The 17,558-nt window shown below is 64.6% G+C and carries 15 protein-coding genes and 1 pseudogene; 11 read left to right on the forward strand and 5 right to left on the reverse strand.

The annotated features are described in order from the left end of the window. The first annotated feature begins 291 nt into the window (after positions 1 to 291). From OKW30_RS07775 to OKW30_RS07805, 7 genes and pseudogenes are all read left to right on the forward strand, one after another. Complete coding sequence (locus OKW30_RS07775) at positions 292 to 1,035, forward strand: GntR family transcriptional regulator (protein ID WP_429346420.1); 744 nt, start codon at positions 292 to 294, stop codon at positions 1,033 to 1,035. A 337-nt stretch (positions 1,036 to 1,372) separates the two neighbouring features. Continuing rightward, positions 1,373 to 2,855, forward strand: a pseudogene (locus tag OKW30_RS07780) (NCS1 family nucleobase:cation symporter-1). A gap of 48 nt (positions 2,856 to 2,903) precedes the next feature. After that, the gene (locus tag OKW30_RS07785; protein WP_187618415.1) at positions 2,904 to 3,686 is read left to right on the forward strand and encodes an aspartate/glutamate racemase family protein; all 783 of its coding nucleotides are present in this window, start codon (positions 2,904 to 2,906) and stop codon (positions 3,684 to 3,686) included. Positions 3,687 to 3,880: 194 nt separating this feature from the next. Continuing rightward, positions 3,881 to 4,831, forward strand: coding sequence for an allantoinase PuuE (gene puuE / locus OKW30_RS07790; protein WP_187618416.1), 951 nt, complete (start codon positions 3,881 to 3,883; stop codon positions 4,829 to 4,831). Continuing rightward, complete coding sequence (gene uraD, locus OKW30_RS07795) at positions 4,828 to 5,349, forward strand: 2-oxo-4-hydroxy-4-carboxy-5-ureidoimidazoline decarboxylase (protein ID WP_429346421.1); 522 nt, start codon at positions 4,828 to 4,830, stop codon at positions 5,347 to 5,349. Before puuE ends, uraD begins: the two co-directional genes overlap by 4 nt. 67 nt (positions 5,350 to 5,416) lie before the next feature. Next, the gene (alc, locus tag OKW30_RS07800) at positions 5,417 to 6,427 is read left to right on the forward strand and encodes an allantoicase (RefSeq protein WP_429346422.1); all 1,011 of its coding nucleotides are present in this window, start codon (positions 5,417 to 5,419) and stop codon (positions 6,425 to 6,427) included. Further along, entirely contained in the window at positions 6,424 to 6,936 is a 513-nt protein-coding gene (locus OKW30_RS07805; protein ID WP_187630395.1) for an ureidoglycolate lyase, read from the forward strand. The genes alc and OKW30_RS07805 overlap by 4 nt, the downstream gene beginning before the upstream one ends. Positions 6,937 to 7,031: 95 nt before the next feature. On the opposite strand, the gene OKW30_RS07810 is transcribed toward OKW30_RS07805, so the two are convergent. From OKW30_RS07810 to uraH, 4 genes are all read right to left on the reverse strand, one after another. Continuing rightward, a complete protein-coding gene (locus OKW30_RS07810) occupies positions 7,032 to 8,378 on the reverse strand; it encodes a type II toxin-antitoxin system HipA family toxin (protein ID WP_429346423.1) in 1,347 nt (448 codons plus the stop codon). Beyond that, the gene (locus OKW30_RS07815; RefSeq protein ID WP_187618420.1) at positions 8,375 to 8,641 is read right to left on the reverse strand and encodes a helix-turn-helix domain-containing protein; all 267 of its coding nucleotides are present in this window, start codon (positions 8,639 to 8,641) and stop codon (positions 8,375 to 8,377) included. Before OKW30_RS07815 ends, OKW30_RS07810 begins: the two co-directional genes overlap by 4 nt. Before the next feature lie 270 nt (positions 8,642 to 8,911). Beyond that, the gene (locus OKW30_RS07820; protein WP_184066073.1) at positions 8,912 to 10,105 is read right to left on the reverse strand and encodes a urate hydroxylase PuuD; all 1,194 of its coding nucleotides are present in this window, start codon (positions 10,103 to 10,105) and stop codon (positions 8,912 to 8,914) included. A 169-nt stretch (positions 10,106 to 10,274) separates the two neighbouring features. Next, positions 10,275 to 10,628 (reverse strand): hydroxyisourate hydrolase, encoded by a 354-nt coding sequence (gene uraH, locus OKW30_RS07825; protein ID WP_018417696.1) that lies wholly within the window; start codon positions 10,626 to 10,628, stop codon positions 10,275 to 10,277. 462 nt (positions 10,629 to 11,090) lie between these two features. On the opposite strand from uraH, the gene OKW30_RS07830 reads away from it, so the two are divergent. Next, positions 11,091 to 12,479: an 8-oxoguanine deaminase gene (locus OKW30_RS07830; protein ID WP_429346424.1), complete on the forward strand. Its 1,389-nt coding sequence runs from the start codon at positions 11,091 to 11,093 to the stop codon at positions 12,477 to 12,479. 100 nt (positions 12,480 to 12,579) lie between these two features. On the opposite strand, the gene OKW30_RS07835 is transcribed toward OKW30_RS07830, so the two are convergent. Beyond that, positions 12,580 to 13,512 (reverse strand): LysR substrate-binding domain-containing protein, encoded by a 933-nt coding sequence (locus OKW30_RS07835; RefSeq protein WP_184022674.1) that lies wholly within the window; start codon positions 13,510 to 13,512, stop codon positions 12,580 to 12,582. Positions 13,513 to 13,765: 253 nt separating this feature from the next. Between OKW30_RS07835 and OKW30_RS07840 the strand changes: the two genes are divergently transcribed. The 3 genes from OKW30_RS07840 (at position 13,766) to OKW30_RS07850 (ending at position 17,533) form a co-directional block, all read left to right on the forward strand. Then, the gene (locus tag OKW30_RS07840) at positions 13,766 to 15,364 is read left to right on the forward strand and encodes an ABC transporter ATP-binding protein (RefSeq protein ID WP_429346425.1); all 1,599 of its coding nucleotides are present in this window, start codon (positions 13,766 to 13,768) and stop codon (positions 15,362 to 15,364) included. 93 nt (positions 15,365 to 15,457) lie between these two features. Then, the gene (locus OKW30_RS07845) at positions 15,458 to 16,564 is read left to right on the forward strand and encodes an ABC transporter permease (protein ID WP_429347736.1); all 1,107 of its coding nucleotides are present in this window, start codon (positions 15,458 to 15,460) and stop codon (positions 16,562 to 16,564) included. Positions 16,565 to 16,603: 39 nt separating this feature from the next. Continuing rightward, a complete protein-coding gene (locus OKW30_RS07850; protein WP_090800507.1) occupies positions 16,604 to 17,533 on the forward strand; it encodes an ABC transporter permease in 930 nt (309 codons plus the stop codon). The last annotated feature ends 25 nt before the right edge of the window (positions 17,534 to 17,558 follow it).

Genomic DNA, 17,558 nt, shown 5'->3' on the forward strand with positions numbered 1-17,558 from the left:
GATCGCCCGCTTTTTATTGCGTCAGTAACGCAACTAACTGTCAGTATTTCCACACTCACCACCTCCCACACCCATCGCCAATGTTGGCAGTTTCTGTCGACAAAAACTGGCTGCCAGTACTCGTCTTGGCATTGTCAAAACCGAGTAAGATTCCCGCCAGACAGCCGCACAGCTTGGGTCACAGGGCTTCTGCTGACGCAACGCAGCACGAAAACTGTCGAAAATCGACGCAAAAATTGTTGACAATATTTGTGTCCGTCCTATGATGACCAACATACCGAGACGCCAATCATGTCCGACACCGAATCTGTCGCGAACAGTTCGAAGCCCGAAGCAATCGCCGAGCGCATCCGCGCGGCGATCCTCGAGCACCGGCTGGCACCCGGCGCGAAACTCACCGAAGCTCAGCTATGCGAAGTATTCGGTGTGAAGCGCGGCCCCATTCGCCAGGCGCTGTCGCAGCTGGCGAGTGAGCGCCTCGTCGATCTCGAGCCGAATCGTGGCGCGTTCGTCGCGAGTCCGTCGTTGCAGGAGGTGCACGAGGTGTTCGAAATGCGCCGCATCATCGAGCTGGCCGTCGTCGAAAAGATCTGTAGCGGACACGGCATGCGGCGTCTGAAGAACATCGGCGGCATGATCGGCCGGGAACGCAAGGCATTCGAAACGCGGGATTTTCCGGCATGGATCCGTTTGTCGGGCGAGTTTCATACGGAGCTCGCGAACCTGACCGGCAACTCAGTGTTGTGCGATTGCCTGAACGGGCTGGTCGCGCGTTCGACGCTGATTTCCGCGCTGTACGAATCGCTCGGACGCAGCCCGTGCTCGTTCGAGGACCACGAAGCGATTCTCGCCGCGCTCGACGCCGGCGATGCGAAGCAGGCGGCCGCGCTGATGTCGCGCCATCTGCAAAGCGTCGAGTTGAAGATGCTGGAGCGCCCCGCGCGCGGGGCAGCGGATCTGCATGAAGTATTCGGCGCGCTTGCGTCGAAAGAAGCATCCACCTGGACAGCCGAAGCCGACTCCACCCCAGGCTGAGGCAAGCAGCAGGCGAGCGCCCGTTCGTGGTGCGCGCCGCACTGAATTGAACTGAACCGATAGATGCACGGCCAGGCGGCCTCGCGTGAGCGCCGCCGGCCTGAACACGCACGTCCGTCGCGAGACGACGGAGCTCGGGTAGCGACGCATCGCCGGAAAGCCGCGGCGGCTGGCGATGCGACAACCACAAGTACGTCAGTACGGAGACACGCGCGGCACGGTCCGGGACCACGACGCCGACTTCTTCGACCCACGCGGGACGAGAAGCGAGCAACTGGCATGGCCGATGCAATGTCCGTCGATGCTCTTTCGACGGTCCCTATCCAAAGGAGGAATCATGGCTCAGTTCAGTGCAGCGCCAGGCAGTCACCCCATCTCCAAACTATCCGGACGGCACGGCTCAAACCGAGCCGTCGATGCCGGCCGGCTACAGCGAGCGGCTCTACAACGAGGACCTCGCGCCGCTGCGCGCGCAGAACTGGAGCGCGTACAACATCTTCGCGTTCTGGATGTCGGACGTGCATAGCGTGGGTGGCTATGTATTCGCGGGGAGTCTGTTCGCGCTCGGCCTGACGAGCTGGCAGGTGCTGGTGTCGCTGCTGATCGGCATCACGCTCGTGAACGTGCTGTGCAACCTGATCGCGAAGCCGAGCCAACTGAACGGCGTGCCGTATCCGGTCGCGTGCCGCGCGACCTTCGGCGTGCTCGGCGCGAATGTCCCCGCAGTGATCCGCGGCCTGATCGCGGTCGCGTGGTACGGCATCCAGACCTATCTCGCGTCGAGCGCGCTAGTGATCGTCGTGCTGAAGTTCGTGCCGCAACTGCTGCCGTATGCGGATGTGCATCGGCATGGCCTGCTCGGTCTGTCGACGCTCGGCTGGGCGGGCTTCATGGTGCTGTGGGTACTGCAGGCGCTGGTGTTCTGGCACGGCATGGAGACCATCAAGAAGTTCATCGACTTCGCCGGGCCAGCCGTCTACGTCGTGATGTTCATTCTCGCCGGCTACATGGTGTATCGCGCGGGTTGGCGCAACATCGGCATCAACCTCGGCGGCGTCAAATATCACGGCATGGAAGTGGTACCGGTGATGATCACGGCGATCTCGCTGGTGGTGTCGTACTTCTCCGGACCGATGCTGAATTTCGGTGACTTCTCGCGCTATGGCAGGAGCTTTCGCAGCGTCAAGCGCGGCAACTTCTGGGGCCTGCCGGTCAACTTCCTCGCGTTCTCGCTCGTCACGGTGATCACGACCGCGGCCACGCTGCCGGTGTTCGGCGAACTGATTACGGACCCGGTCGAGACCGTGGGCCGCATCGACTATCCGATGGCCGTGATTCTCGGCGCGCTGACCTTCACGATCGCGACGATCGGCATCAACATCGTCGCGAACTTCGTGTCGCCGGCCTTCGACTTCTCGAACGTTGCACCGCGTCTGATCAGCTGGCGCGCGGGCGGCATGCTCGCGGCGGTCGCGTCGGTGTTCATCACGCCGTGGAACCTGTTCAACAATCCGGCCGTAATCCACTACACGCTCGACGTGCTCGGCAGCTTCATCGGACCTTTGTACGGCGTCCTGATCGTCGACTTCTACCTCGTCAAGCGTCAGAAGATCGTGCTCGACGATCTGTACACGGTCGCGCCGAGCGGCTCGTACTGGTATCGCAACGGCGTCAACTATCGCGCGGTGGCCGCGTTGCTGCCGGCCGCGCTGATCGCGGTGATCTGCGTGATGGTGCCGGGGCTGGACGGCTGCGCGAATTTCTCGTGGTTCATCGGCGCGGGACTCGGCGCGCTGTTTTACCGGATGCTCGCACGCTGAGTTTCACGGGCTTTCGTCGCTGCAATAACGAGTCGAACAGGAGTCGCCATGCGTATCAAACTGATCAATCCGAACACGACGCGCCGCATGACCGAGGCGATGGGGCGCTGCGCGCGCGACGTCGCCGCGCCCGGCACCGAAGTGATCGCCGTCAATCCGACGATGGGGCCGCCGTCGATCGAGGGCTATTACGACGAAGCGCTCGCCACGCCCGGTCTGCTCGCCGAAGTCGCGGCAGGCGAACTGGACGGCTGCGACGGCTACGTGATCGCGTGCTTCGGCGACCCCGGTCTCTATGCGGCCCGCGAGTTGGCGCGCGGCCCGGTGATCGGCATCGCCGAGGCGGCGATGCACGCGGCGAGCGTGCTCGCGCCGGGCTTTTCGGTCGTGACGACGCTCGCGCGCACCTGCGGCATGGCCTGGCATCTGGCCGAGCGCTACGGCATGAAGCGCTTCTGCCGCAACGTGCGTGCGACCGACGTCGCCGTGCTCGATCTCGACAAGCCGGGCTCGGCGGCGCGCCGCATCATCCTCGACGAATGCCGGCGCGCGCTCGCCGAGGACGGCTCGGACGCGATCGTGCTCGGCTGCGCGGGCATGGCCGAACTGTGCGCGGAGATCGAGGATGCGCTCGGCGCGCCGGTGATCGAAGGCGTGACGGCGGCCGTCAAATGGACCGAGGCGCTGGTGACGCTGCGTCTCGCGACGGCCAAGCGCGGCGACTACGCGCGGCCGCTCGCGAAGCGCTACGACGGCGCGCTCGCGTCGTTCAGCCCCGGTCCGCTGCGGGTAAACGCCGAGTCGGCGGACTCGCACATACACTCGCTGTAACACGCACTATCTGCCCGGCTGTATGGGCGCACCGGGGTGTTTTCGCTACACTGGGTCAACTCGGCGCTGCGGTTTCCGCAGCCGCTGAAGCCGCCCGTTGCGTGGCTACACGTGTGAACCCCGCACCGTTGTCGAGGGGTTTCGAACCGCGTTCACGCGCATCCCTGGTCCCGTCACTACGCATCCGTCAAACCATGCCACTCGACCCGAACTACCCGCGCGATCTGATCGGCTACGGCCGCCACCCGGTGCATCCGAACTGGCCGGGGCGAGCACGCGTTGCGGTGCAATTCGTCCTCAATTACGAAGAGGGCGGCGAAAACTGCGTGCTGCACGGCGATCCCGGTTCCGAGCAGTTCCTGTCCGAGATCGTGGGCGCGGCGGCATATCCGGCGCGGCACATGAGCATGGAGTCGATCTACGAATACGGCTCGCGCGCGGGCGTGTGGCGCATCCTGCGCGAATTCGAAAGGCGCGACCTGCCGCTGACGGTGTTCGGCGTCGGCATGGCGATCGAACGGCATCCAGAAGTTGCGCGGGCGTTCGTTGAACTCGGACATGAGATCGCGTGCCACGGCTATCGCTGGATTCACTATCAGGACATGTCGCCGGAGCAGGAAGCGCAGCACATGCGCCTCGGCATGGAGGCGATCGAGCGCGTGACCGGCGTGCGGCCGCTCGGCTGGTACACCGGCCGCGACAGTCCGAATACCCATCGACTGGTCGCCGAATACGGCGGCTTCCTGTACGACTCCGATTACTACGGCGACGACCTGCCGTTCTGGATGGACGTCGAGGTGGCGGGCGGCAAGACCGTGCCGCAACTGATCGTGCCGTACACGCTCGACACCAACGACATGCGCTTCGCCACCCCGCAAGGCTTCAACACCGCGGACCACTTCTTCACCTACCTGCGCGACGCATTCGACGTGCTGTACGAAGAGGGCGACGAAGTGCCGAAGATGCTGTCGATCGGCATGCACTGCCGGCTGCTCGGGCGGCCCGGGCGTTTTCGGGCGCTGCAGCGCTTTCTCGATCACATCGAACAGCACGATCGCGTATGGGTGTCGCGGCGCGTCGATATCGCGCGACACTGGCACGAAACTCATCCTTACCAGCAAGACAGCCGCGAGGCCGCGGCATGAAGGCGATGCAATACACCCTGGACCAACTCAACAGGATCTCGACCGACGCGTTCGTCGCGGCGCTGTCGGGCGTCTTCGAGCACTCGCCGTGGGTCGCCGAAGTCGCGGCGCGAGAGCGTCCGTTCGCGAGCATCGACGAGCTGCATCGCAGGATGTCGCAGATCGTCGAAACGTCTGGCGAGGGCAAGCAGCTCGCGCTGATCAACGCGCACCCGGAGCTGGCCGGCAAGGCCGCGGTGCGCGGCGAGCTGACCGCCGAGTCGACGCGCGAGCAAAGCGGCGCGGGTCTCGCGCAATGCACGCAGGAAGAGTTCGACAAGCTGCATGCGCTCAATCAAGCGTATCGCGAGAAATTCGGTTTTCCGTTCGTTCTCGCGGTACGCGGCTACGACCGCCACGGCATCATCGCGAACTTCGAATCGCGCGTGAACAACAGCCGCGCCGACGAACTGCGCGCGAGCCTCGATCAGATCTATCGCATTGCACGTTTGCGGCTCGACGACCTGATCGGCGCGTGACGCGCACTGCGTCACGCAGCGAGCCGTAACGTTTTTCCCGCACCAATCGATCTCAAGGACGACAAAGATGGCACTTCCGATTCTCGACCCCAACGCACCGGAATTCACGCGCCGTTACGTGAACCTGGCGGACCCGCGTCTGGGCGCGCAGGCGCTCGAGGCCAGCGACGAATTCTTCGCGCCGAAGGACCGCATGCTGAATCCGGAACCGGCCGTCTTCATTCCGGGCAAGTACGACGACAACGGCAAGTGGATGGACGGCTGGGAAACGCGCCGCAAGCGCACGACCGGCCACGACTGGTGCATCGTCAAGCTCGCGCGGCCCGGCGTGATCAAGGGACTCGACCTCGACACGAGCCACTTCACCGGCAACTTCCCGCCGGCGGCGTCAGTGGAAGCGGCGCGCGTTGCGGATGGCGAGCCGAATCAGGCGACGCAATGGACCGAGATCGTGCCGTCGACCACGTTGCAGGGCAATAGCCACCACTACCTCGAAGTCGGCGACGCGAGCGCGTACACGCATCTGCGCGTGAACATCTATCCGGACGGCGGCATCGCGCGTCTGCGTGTTTACGGTCAGCCGCAGGTCGACTGGGCCGGCGCGAGCCGCACCGAGCAGTTCGATCTCGCCGCGATGGAAAACGGCGCGTATCTGGTCGGCGCGAACAACCAGCACTTCGGCGCGGCCTCGACGCTGCTGATGCCGGGTCGCGGCGTGAATATGGGCGACGGCTGGGAAACGCGTCGTCGTCGCGAGCCGGGCAACGACTGGGCGATCATTGCGCTCGCGCAGCCGGGCGTGATCCGCAAGATCGAAGTCGACACCGCGCACTTCAAGGGCAATTATCCCGATCGCTGCTCGATCCAGGCCGCGTACGTGAAGGGCGGGACCGACAGCTCGCTCGTCACGCAGGCGATGTTCTGGCCGGTGCTGCTCGGCGAACAGAAACTGCAGATGGACAAGCAGCATTTCTTCGAGAGCGAGATCGCGGCGCTCGGTCCCGTTACGCATGTGCGCTTCAACATCTATCCGGACGGCGGCGTGTCGCGTCTGCGTCTGTGGGGTACGCTCGAATGAAAACGCTCGCCATCGAACCGCTGACGAAAGCGGCGTTCGCCGCCTTCGGCGACGTGATCGAACTCGAAGGCGCGAAGCAGATTCCGATCAACCTCGGCACGACGATCCGCTATCACGACCTCGCGAAGGTCGACGTGACCGACGAGCACGGCCGCACGCTCGTCAATCTGTTTCGTGGCCAGCCGCGCACGCTGCCGTTCGAAGTGAAGATGCTCGAGCGTCATCCGCTCGGCAGCCAGGCGTTCGTGCCGCTCAACGACAAGCCGTATCTGGTCGTCGTCGCGCCCGCGGGCGAACTCGACGCGACGAAGATCCGCGCGTTCGTCACCACTGGCTGGCAGGGCGTCAACTACGCGAAAGGCGTGTGGCACCATCCGCTGATCGCATTGGGCGAGACGAGCGACTTTATCGTCGTCGATCGTGGCGGCGAGGGGCTCAATCTGAACGAGCAGGATCTGGCGGAGTCGCTGTGGCTCACGGAAGATGCGCTGAGCGCGGTGGCGGTTTGATGGCGATGCAGCTGCCGGGTCGCCGGCAGCGTTGCGGTTCGAAGAACAGGCCCGCGACGTGCGTTACGTCGTGGGCTTTTTTGCATGGATGGCGATCACTTGCGCCTGCCAAGCAGCGGCGAATGCCCAATGACTTCCCTTGACCGCTCGGGCGGCTCCGGCGCCGAAAATCCCGCTGCTTCGATGGCCGGCTTGAGCCCCCTGAATTGCAGGCTTTTCTTCGGCGAGCGCAGCGATGTCATGCCGTCGTCCCATGCATGCAGCATCTGCTTGGCGATCGCACGCCACTGCGGTTCGTTGCGCGCTGCTTCGATCAACTCGTGGCCGACGTCGACAGCGGAGTCGCACAGCGCTTCAACCATCTGCGCATATTGCCGCGGGGCGATGCCCATGCGCGTGTTGAAAAATCGTTCCAGCGTTTTACCGGCTGCCCAGGTTTTGCGGCCGTCGACAGGCAGCCCGGGCGGATTGGCTGCGAAGCGCGGATAAGCCTGGGTCGTCACGACATCGTAGACGGGCGTGAACGCGACATCGTCGACCGAGGTATAGAACAGTGCGACGTTCTTGGTGTGGCAGTCCGCATTGCGCACGACGTAGTTCGTCAGCAAATGCCAGCCGAGCTGCTGGAGTTGCATCCGCATGGTGTCGCGATCGAGCAGATACGCTCTTGCCGCGTTGAGCATTTTCTCGCTCGTCGAATTGTATTTTTCGTGCGGTGGCAAGCCGAGCAGACCGCACAAGTCTTCGACGCCATACGCCGGCAGTCCCTGCGCGTCGACATCGAAGCGCTCGACGACGAGCGCCCTGCCATCGTCCGACATCCGCGTGCGCGCAACGTGCGCCACCCCCAGCCGCTCCAGCACCCGCATCGAATGGAACTCGTTGAAACCGAGAAAGGGCGTGTTGTCGTCCGAACCTTTGACGATGTGACGGCTCGTTCGAATCGTCGGCTTACCGAGCTGCAACGGTGTCGATGCGGCAGACTGCGCCTGCGGCGCGATGAACTTCGGCACGACGCCCGAAATGGCCGCTCGCGCGTATTCACGTACGAGTTGCGCGAAATGTTCGGCGGTGTTGTCGCCGTGCAGGATGTGCTGGACGTCGAGCGCCTGGAGTTCGGTGCCCGGCGCCACGCCTTCGGGCGTCACGGTGACCCGGCCGATCCCCATCGAGCCGACGACGGCGAGCAGTGACAGGTCGGTTCCGTCGAGCAAGGGCCCGAATTGCTCGCGGATCAGATTCAGCAGATAGCCTTCGGGCAGGTTCTGCCGGAAAAACGGATGCAGGTCGCGTGGCCAGCGCCAAGGCTCTTCGCGCACCGGCATCGTCAGGCTGACGAAGTCGGCCGCGCTCGCATCGCCGTGATATTTGAGGACATAGTCGTCGCGCTCGCGAAACAGCGTGGCAACCTTCTTGCCTAGCACCTGAACGTCGAGCTTCATGGCTGCGCGTCCGGGCTGCGCTGTTCAGCGAGGATGTCTTCCAGCGTGCGGCCATGTCCATGCGCGACGAACTTGAGGTCGTAACCGGCAGCCTCGAGCAGGCGCACGAGCACGGACACGCTCATATCGTTCCTGGCGAGCGTTTCCATCCGCGCGACGGTCGTGCGGGCCACGCCCGCGCGGCGTCCAAGTTCTTCCTGCGATAGTTTGCTGTCCCGTCGCACGGCTTTCAGCATGTCCGAGACATCGGCGAGGTTGGTCATTTGTAGCCTCAGGGCGTCAAATTCAACGTATTTGACGTTTATTGTAGCCCAAGAGACACAACAAGGTTATTCGCATTTGTGTCTCTAGGGCTACATTTTATCTATCTTTGCCGATTTTTGTAGCCCAGGGGCGACAAAATCCGATTATCGATCTCGCTGACCGCGCACGTCACCCTCACAAACAACAACGGGCTTGCCGCTCTCGCGACAAGCCCGCTTCGCACTCCAGCCTCTGCCTCGGCACCGGCTCCGTGATCCGGACAGACGTCCTTACTTCGCCGCGCCGCCTTCGAACCACGCGGCGATCTTCATCCGCTCGTCGTCGGTCATATGCGTGACGTTGCCGAGCGGCATCGCCTTCAACGTGACCGCCTGCTGGTAAATGCGCTGCGCGTTCTGCGAAATTTCGTCGGGCGTATCCATCAGCACGCCGGCGGGCGCGCTGCCCATCATCGTCGGATGCGCGGAGTGGCAGGCCACGCAGCGCTGCTGCAGCACCGGCGCGATGTCGGCGACCTTCAGCGTCGGCGCGTTGGCGGCCTGCGCCTGCGGCACCACCGGACGCGGCATGGTCCACACGAGTGCCGTGCACATCAGCGCGACGCCGACGAGCGGCAGATACCACAATACCTGGCCGCGATGGCGCATCACGAAGAACTGACGGATCAGCGCGCCGGCCAGCATGATGACGACGAGCACCGCCCAGTTGTACGGATGCGTGTAGGTCATCGCGTAGTGGTTCGACAGCATCGCGAACACGACCGGCAGCGTGAAATACGTGTTGTGCACCGAGCGCTGCTTGCCGCGCTTACCGTAGATCGGGTTCGGCGTGTCGCCCTTCAGCATCGCGTCGACCATCTTGCGCTGGCCCGGAATGATCACGAAGAACACGTTGGCCGACATGATCGTCGCGAGCATCGCGCCCACGATCAGATACGCTGCGCGGCCCGCGAAGATATGGCAGGCGAGATACGCCGCGATCAGCACATAAACGCCGACGCAGATGCCGAGAAGTTTGTCGCGTGTGCCGAGAATGCGGCACAGCGAGTCGTAGACGATCCAGCCGGCCGCGAGGAAACCGATCGCCGAGGCGACGGCGACCACCGGCCCCATGTCGAGCACGTTCCTGTCGATCAGGTAGGTGCTCGGCGAGAACAGATACAGCACGGTAAAGAGACCGAAGCCCGACAGCCACGTCGTGTACGACGGCCATTTCGACCAGTGCAGGTCTTCGGGCATTTCGGGCGGCGCGACCGTGTACTTCTGCATGTTGTAGAAGCCGCCGCCGTGCACGTGCCACAGCTCGCCGAACACGCCGCGACGGCGCTGGTTCGGATCGGTCGGCGGCTTCAGGCTATTGTCGAGCGCGACGAAATAAAACGATTCGCCGATCCATGCAATGGCGGCGATGACGTGGAACCAGCGAATCGCGAGGTTCAACCAGTCGGTGATAAAGCCTTCCATGAAACTCCTCCACTTCTGATTCGTTGCGTGCGCGATGACGTTCGACGTCGTCGGTCATCGCGCCGACTGCGGATAGAAGACGCAGCGCGGGTTGTTATGGGTATCGCGGGGCGTTGTGCCTGTCCAGGTCTGTTCGTGCCGGTTCGGACGCGGCTCGTATCCAGCAGGGCTAGCTGCCCCGATACGTGCTGTACGAAAACGGCGACACCAGCAGCGGCACGTGATAGTGCGCGTCGGCATCGGCGACGCCGAAGCGCAGCACGACGCGATCGACGAAGCGTGGTTCCGGCACCTTCGTGCCGAGCGACGCGAAGTAGTCGCCCGCGCCGAACACGAGTTCGTACTCGCCCGCGACGAGCGCGTCGCCTTCGAGCAGCGGCTCGTCGCAGCGGCCGTCGTGATTGGTGACAGTGGTTTTGAGCGCGCGGCGCGTGTCGCCCGCGAGCGCGAAGAGTTCGACCTTGATGCCTGCGCCGGGACGGCCGTTCGCGGTGTCGAGCACGTGGGTAGTGAGCTTGCCCATTCGCAATTGTCCTTGTGTGAATGCGAGGTGTCGGCGGCGGCCCGATCCATTACGTTTGCGGCGGATCGAGGCTCCACGTCGGTGGCTACATACCCGTCGGCGAATCGAAGCGAGCGCCGTGGCAGCCATTGTAGAAAGGATGCTCTGTCCCGAGCGCGAGCGATAGGAAAGATAATAGTTCGCGCATGATGGACAGCCAGACGAAAGCCGCGCCGGCTCATCGGCCGATCGTACCGGCGCCAAAAATGCACCACTATATTGGCGGTGTGAAGTTGGGTATCGCAACGCGCGCGGGTTGTCAGCGGGATTTTGGCTACCGAAGGTAAGCGCTGTGCGGCGCGACACACCCGTACAAAGGCAGGCCTTTGGCACGGACAACCCCGAAGACGGCGACTCACGCTGGGTAACCGGGCTAATCGCGTTCGAACGGCTTTGCATGCAGGCAATCAGGCGGACAGACGAATGACGATGAATGAAGCACTGAAACAACCCGGTAAAACGATGCTCGTGAAGCACGCGGACGTGCTGGTCACGATGGATGACGAGCGGCGCGAACTGCGCGACGCCGGGCTGTATATCGAGGACAACCGGATCGTCGCGGTCGGACCGACCACGCAACTGCCGCAAACGGCCGACCAGGTACTCGACCTGCACGGCCATCTCGTGATTCCGGGCCTCGTCAACACGCATCACCACATGTACCAGAGCCTCACGCGCGCGATTCCCGCCGCGCAGAACGCCGAGTTGTTCGGCTGGCTCACGAACCTGTACAAGGTGTGGGCGAACCTCACGCCTGACATGATCGAAGTATCGACGCTGACCGCGATGGCCGAGCTGCTGCTGTCGGGCTGCACGACGTCGAGCGACCATTTGTATATCTATCCGAACGGCAGCCGTCTCGACGACAGCATCGCGGCCGCGCGCCGAATCGGCATGCGCTTTCATGCGGCGCGCGGCAGCATGAGCGTGGGACGCAAGGACGGCGGCCTGCCGCCCGATTCGGTGGTCGAGCGCGAAGCGGACATCATGAAGGACACGCAGCGTCTGATCGAGACGTATCACGACGATGGGCGCTACTCCATGCTGCGCGTCGTCGTGGCGCCGTGCTCGCCGTTTTCGGTGAGCCGCGACCTGATGCGCGAATCGGCGGCGCTCGCGCGCCAGTACGGCGTGTCGCTGCATACGCATCTGGCGGAGAATCTCAACGACGTCGAGTACAGCCGCGAGAAGTTCGGCATGACGCCGGCCGAGTATGCGCACGATCTCGGCTGGGTCGGGCATGACGTATGGCATGCGCACTGCGTGCAACTCGACGACGCGGGCATTGCGCTGTTCGCGCGCACCGGCACCGGCGTCGCGCACTGTCCGTGCTCGAACATGCGGCTCGCGTCGGGCATCGCGCCGGTCAAGCGCATGCGGCTCGCGGGCGTGCCGGTCGGGCTCGGCGTCGACGGCTCGGCGTCGAACGACGGTGCGCAGATGGTCGCCGAAGTGCGCCAGGCGCTGCTGCTGCAGCGTGTCGGTTTTGGGCCCGATGCGATGACCGCGCGCGAGGCGCTCGAAATCGCGACCCTGGGTGGTGCGCGCGTGCTCAATCGCGACGACATCGGCGCGCTCGCGCCCGGCATGGCCGCGGATTTCGTCGCGTTCGATCTGCGTCAGCCGCACTTCGCCGGCGCACTGCACGATCCGGTGGCGGCGCTGGTATTCTGCGCGCCGTCGCAGGTCAGCCATAGCGTGATCGACGGCAAGGTGGTGGTGAACAATGGGCAGTTGGCGACGCTCGAACTCGGGCCGGTGATCGAGCGGCATAACGCGCTCGCGCGGCAGCTTTACGAGGCGGCCGCTTGAACTCGAGCGGAACGGGCGGCACTCGCGCCGCGCCGCGCGCAAGCCGCGAGTCGCTGATCCGTGAGCGGCGGCGCCAGTGCGATCGGCGCCGCATGCGGCGTCAGGACTTGTCGATCAACGTCCGGGTCGCCTCGCCAACCAGGCCGCGCAGCCAGCGCACTTCGTCGGAGTAATGCACGCGCTCGTGCCACAGCTGGTAGTACTGCATCGGCGGAAAGTCGAGTGGCGCGGCCACCACGGTCAGCGGCAGGAACTTCGCGTAGTAGTCGGCAAAGAGGCGCGTCGTCGTGAAGATCAGATCGGATTTGATCAGCACGTACGGCGCGAGATTGAAGTAGGGCAACGTGACGACCACATGGCGCTTGAGCCGCTCGCGCGCGAGATGCACGTCGATCGCGCCGCGCTGGCCGACCGAATACGGCGTCGGCGCGAGATGTGGCGCGTTCAGGTACTGGTCGAGCGTGAGCCCGCCGCGTTTGGCGAACGGATGCGTGTTGCTCATCAGGCACACGATCTGATCGACGAACAGGTTCGACAGATGCAACTGCTCGGGCGGCTCCGGCCAGTTGCCGACCACGATGTCGAGCTTGCCGTCCTCGAGCGCGAGTTCGTAGTCGAACGCGGGGCCGAGCGAATGGAATTCGAGCGTCGCGTTCGGTGCGGCCTTGCGGAAACGTTCGACGACCGTCGGCACGAACAGCACGTTCAGGTAGTCGGGACAGCCGATCCGGTAGCAGCGGATCGACGTGGCCGGATCGAAGTTGTGCTGCTGGAACTTGATGCGCTCGATTTCGCGCAGCGCGTTCTGCACCGGTTCGAGCAGGCGCAGACCGTACTCGGTCGGCACCATGCCGGACTTGCCGCGCACCAGCAGCGGGTCGCCGGTGATGTCGCGCAGACGGCGCAGCGCCGCGCTGATGGCAGGTTGGGACTGGTTCAGTTTGACGGCGGCGCGGGTGACGCTGCGCTCCATCAGCAGCGTGTGCAACACGCGCAGCAGGTACGTGTCGATCGCCTCGCGTTGCTGGCTCATGGATTCTCCGAATATATGTGCTGGCTGATCGAACGAACGTGGGGGTATATGCGTTTTAATATGGACGAAAAACGGCGTCAAGGGCGACATACCCGCAGAGCTTGTAGCGGCGGGGGTTTGCGGGAATTTTGTCAACTCGACTGAGTGGGGCGAATTAGGTATTGTCATCCGGTTGTGGTGACGGATCGCCCGCCGGCGGCATGCAGGCGGCAAGCAGGCGGCAAGCAGCGTCACGAACGCACTACGGAATCTCATGAGCGACACTCCACTTAGCGACGGCGCGCAACTCACCGGCCAGGCGGTGCCTCGGCTCGCGCTGACGGGCATCACGAAGCAGTACCCGGCCGTGCGCGCCAACGACGACGTCACGCTCGTCGTCGCGCCCGGCGAAATCCACGCGGTGCTCGGCGAGAACGGCGCGGGCAAGAGCACGCTGATGAAGATCATCTACGGCGCCGTGCGACCCGACGCCGGCGAGATCCGTTGGGAAGGCGAGACGGTCGACATCGCGAGTCCGGCGGCCGCCCGCAAGCTCGGCGTCGGCATGGTGTTCCAGCACTTCTCGCTGTTCGAGACGCTGACGGTCGGCGAAAACATCGCGCTCGCGCTCGACGAACCGTTCGATCTGAAGACGTTGGCCAAACGCATTCGCGAGGTGTCGGCCGACTACGGGCTCGACATCGATCCGCAGCGGCATGTCCACAGCCTCACCGTCGGCGAGCGGCAGCGTGTCGAAATCGTGCGCTGCCTGCTGCAGAATCCGCGTCTGTTGATCATGGACGAACCGACCTCGGTACTGACGCCGCAGGCGGTCCGCAAGCTCTTCACGACGCTGCGCCGGCTCGCGGCCGAGGGCTGCAGCATCCTCTACATCAGCCACAAGCTCGACGAAATCCAGGAGTTGTGCGACACCGCGACGGTGATGCGCGGCGGTCGCGTGACCGGCCATGTGACGCCGAAGAACGAGACGCATGCCTCGCTCGCGCAGTTGATGGTCGGCCACTCGCTGCCGGACTACACGCGGCGCGAGCACAAGCCGGGCGCGGTGCTGCTCGATGTCAGGCAGTTGTCGGTCGCGAGCGACGATCCGTTCGGCACCTCGTTGCGCGACGTGTCGTTCAGCGTGCATGCGGGCGAGATCTTCGGCATTGCCGGTGTGTCGGGCAACGGGCAGGCGGAACTGCTCGCGGCGTTGTCCGGAGAGAAGCGCGCTGAAAAACGCAGCCTGCCGGCCGACGCGATCACGATCTGCGGCAAACCGGCCGCGCGCCTCGGCGCGGGCGGGCGGCGCGCGCTCGGCTTCGGCTTCGTGCCCGAAGAGCGGCTCGGCCGCGGCGCGGTGCCGGCGATGAGCCTCGCCGACAACGCGCTGCTCACCGCGCATCGGCAGAGCATGGTCAACTCGGGCTGGATCAAAACGGGTGTGATGCGCGCATTCGCCAAGCGCTGCATCGACGCGTTCGACGTGCGCTGCGGCGGCCCCGACGCGCTCGCGCAAAGTCTGTCGGGCGGCAATCTGCAGAAATACATCATGGGCCGCGAGATTTTGCAGGCGCCGAAGGTGCTCGTGGTCGCGCAGCCGACGTGGGGCGTCGATGTCGGCGCGTCGGCGTTCATCCGTCAGCAACTGCTCGATCTGTCGGCGCGCGGCGTTGCGATTCTGGTGATCTCGGAGGAACTGGAAGAGCTGTTCGATATCTGCGATCGCATCGCGGTGCTCGCGGGCGGGCGGCTTTCACCGGTGCGCGCGACCGGTGCGACCAACGCCGAGGAAATCGGCCGCTGGATGGCGGGGCTGTTCGGCGACCGCGAGGGCGCGGCGCCCGCGGCGGATCAGCCGGCGCATGCATGAGTCGAGGCGTTGCCCGCCGGCCACGCCGAGACGCTAACCACGCACGCGAATGCGGACCCTGAAGAACAGAACCCGAACAAATACACGCTACCCATGATGCTTCCCTATCGACTCGAAGCCCGCACGTCGCCGTCGCGCACGATGCAGCTCGCCGTGCCGCTGATCGCCGCGTTGCTGACGCTCGCGATCGGCTTCCTGATCTTCGGCCTCGTCGGCCGCGACCCGGTGCAGGCGATGCACGGGTTTTTCATCGAGCCGCTGTCCAGCATCAACGGCTGGTCGGAGCTGCTGCTGAAGGCGTCGCCGTTGTGCCTGATCGGCCTCGGTCTCGCGATCGGCTATCGCGCGAACGTGTGGAACATCGGCGCCGAAGGGCAGATGCTGCTCGGCGGCATCGCGGCGAGCGGCGTCGCGATCTATTTCGATCAGGCGAGCGGCTGGTGGATCCTGCCGACCATGATGGCGGCCGGCATCCTCGGCGGCATGGCGTGGGCCGCGATTCCCGCGTTTCTGAAGAGCCGCTTCAATACCAACGAGATTCTCGTGAGCCTGATGCTCACGTACGTCGCGACGCAACTGCTGATCTATCTCGTGAGCGGCCCGTGGCGCGATCCGCAGGGCATGAACTTCCCGCTGTCGGAGATGTTCAGCGGCGACGCGCTGTTTCCGACGCTGTATGGCGACTGGCACTGGAAATTTCTGCGTGGCACGCGCCTGAACGCGTCCGTGTTCCTCACGCTGATCGCGATTCCGCTCGTCTGGCTGTTCATGCGCAAGAGCTTCGCGGGCTACCGGATGAACGTCGGCGGACTTGCGCCGCTCGCCGCGCGTTACGCCGGTTTCTCCGACAAGAAGACGATCTGGACGTCGCTGCTGATTAGCGGCGGCCTCGCGGGCCTCGCCGGTATGGGCGAAATCGCCGGTCCGATCGGCCAGTTGCAGGCGACGTGGTCGCCGGGCTACGGCTTCACCGCGATCATCGTCGTGTTCGTCGGCAGGCTGCATCCGCTCGGCATCGTGCTCGCCAGTCTGCTGATGGCGTTGCTGTATCTCGGCGGCGAAGCGGTGCAGACCTCGATGCAATTGCCGCAGGCGCTCTCGGGCGTGTTCCAGGGGCTGCTGCTGTTCTGCCTGCTCGGCGCCGACCTGTTCGTGAACTACCGCGTGCGGCGCCGCTCGGCCGCAGCAGTGGCTCGTTAAGTTTGCCAATCAGCTCGCTAATCCGCTTTCAGACTCGATATGGATATCCAGCAAGCCAGCGCGCTCACGTCGAGCGCGATCACCGCGTCGATCCCGTTGATGTTCGCGGGCGCCGGCGAACTCGTCGCCGAAAAATCGGGCGTACTCAATCTTGGCGTGGAAGGGATGATGCTGATGGGCGCCGTCAGCGGCTACGCGGTCACGTCGATCACCGGCAGCCCGTGGCTCGGCGTGCTCGCCGCGATCGGCGCCGGTCTCGCGATGTCGCTGCTGTTCGCGTTCCTCACGCTGACGATGCTCGCCAACCAGGTCGCGACCGGCCTGTCGCTGACGATCTTCGGCATCGGGCTGTCCGCGTACGTCGGCAAGCCGTACACGTCGGCGGCGGTGCGCGCGACGATCGATACGTGGACGATCCCCGGCCTGTCGAACATCCCGGTGCTCGGCCCGGCGCTGTTTACCCTCACGCCGCTCGATTACCTCGCGTTCCTGATGTTCGCCGCGATCGGCTGGTTCCTCTATCGCACGCGCGCGGGACTCGTGCTGCGCTCGGTCGGCGAATCGCCGCAGGTCGCGCATTCGGTCGGCTTTCCGGTGGTCGGCGTGCGCTATGGGGCGGTCGCGTTCGGCGGCGGCATGGCGGGGCTCGCGGGCGGCTACTATTCGATCGTCAATCTGCACCTGTGGCAGGAGAACCTGACCTCGGGCCGCGGCTGGATCGCGCTCGCGCTCGTGGTGTTCGCGACGTGGCGCCCTGGGCGACTGCTGATCGGCTCGCTGCTGTTCGGCGCGGTGACGGGGCTGCAGTTCTATGCGCAGGCGATCGGTGTGCCGGTGCCGACGCAGTTTCTCGCGATGCTGCCGTACGTTGCGACGATCGTCGTGCTCGCGCTGATCTCGCGCAATCCGAACACGATTCGCCTGAATGCACCCGCGTCGCTCGGCAAGCCGTTTTTCTCGGCGGGCTGACGGCGACACAGGTTCTTGATCGCTC

The sequence above is a fragment of the Paraburkholderia sp. Clong3 genome, assembly GCF_050436485.1.
GTDB lineage: Bacteria > Pseudomonadota > Gammaproteobacteria > Burkholderiales > Burkholderiaceae > Paraburkholderia > Paraburkholderia tuberum.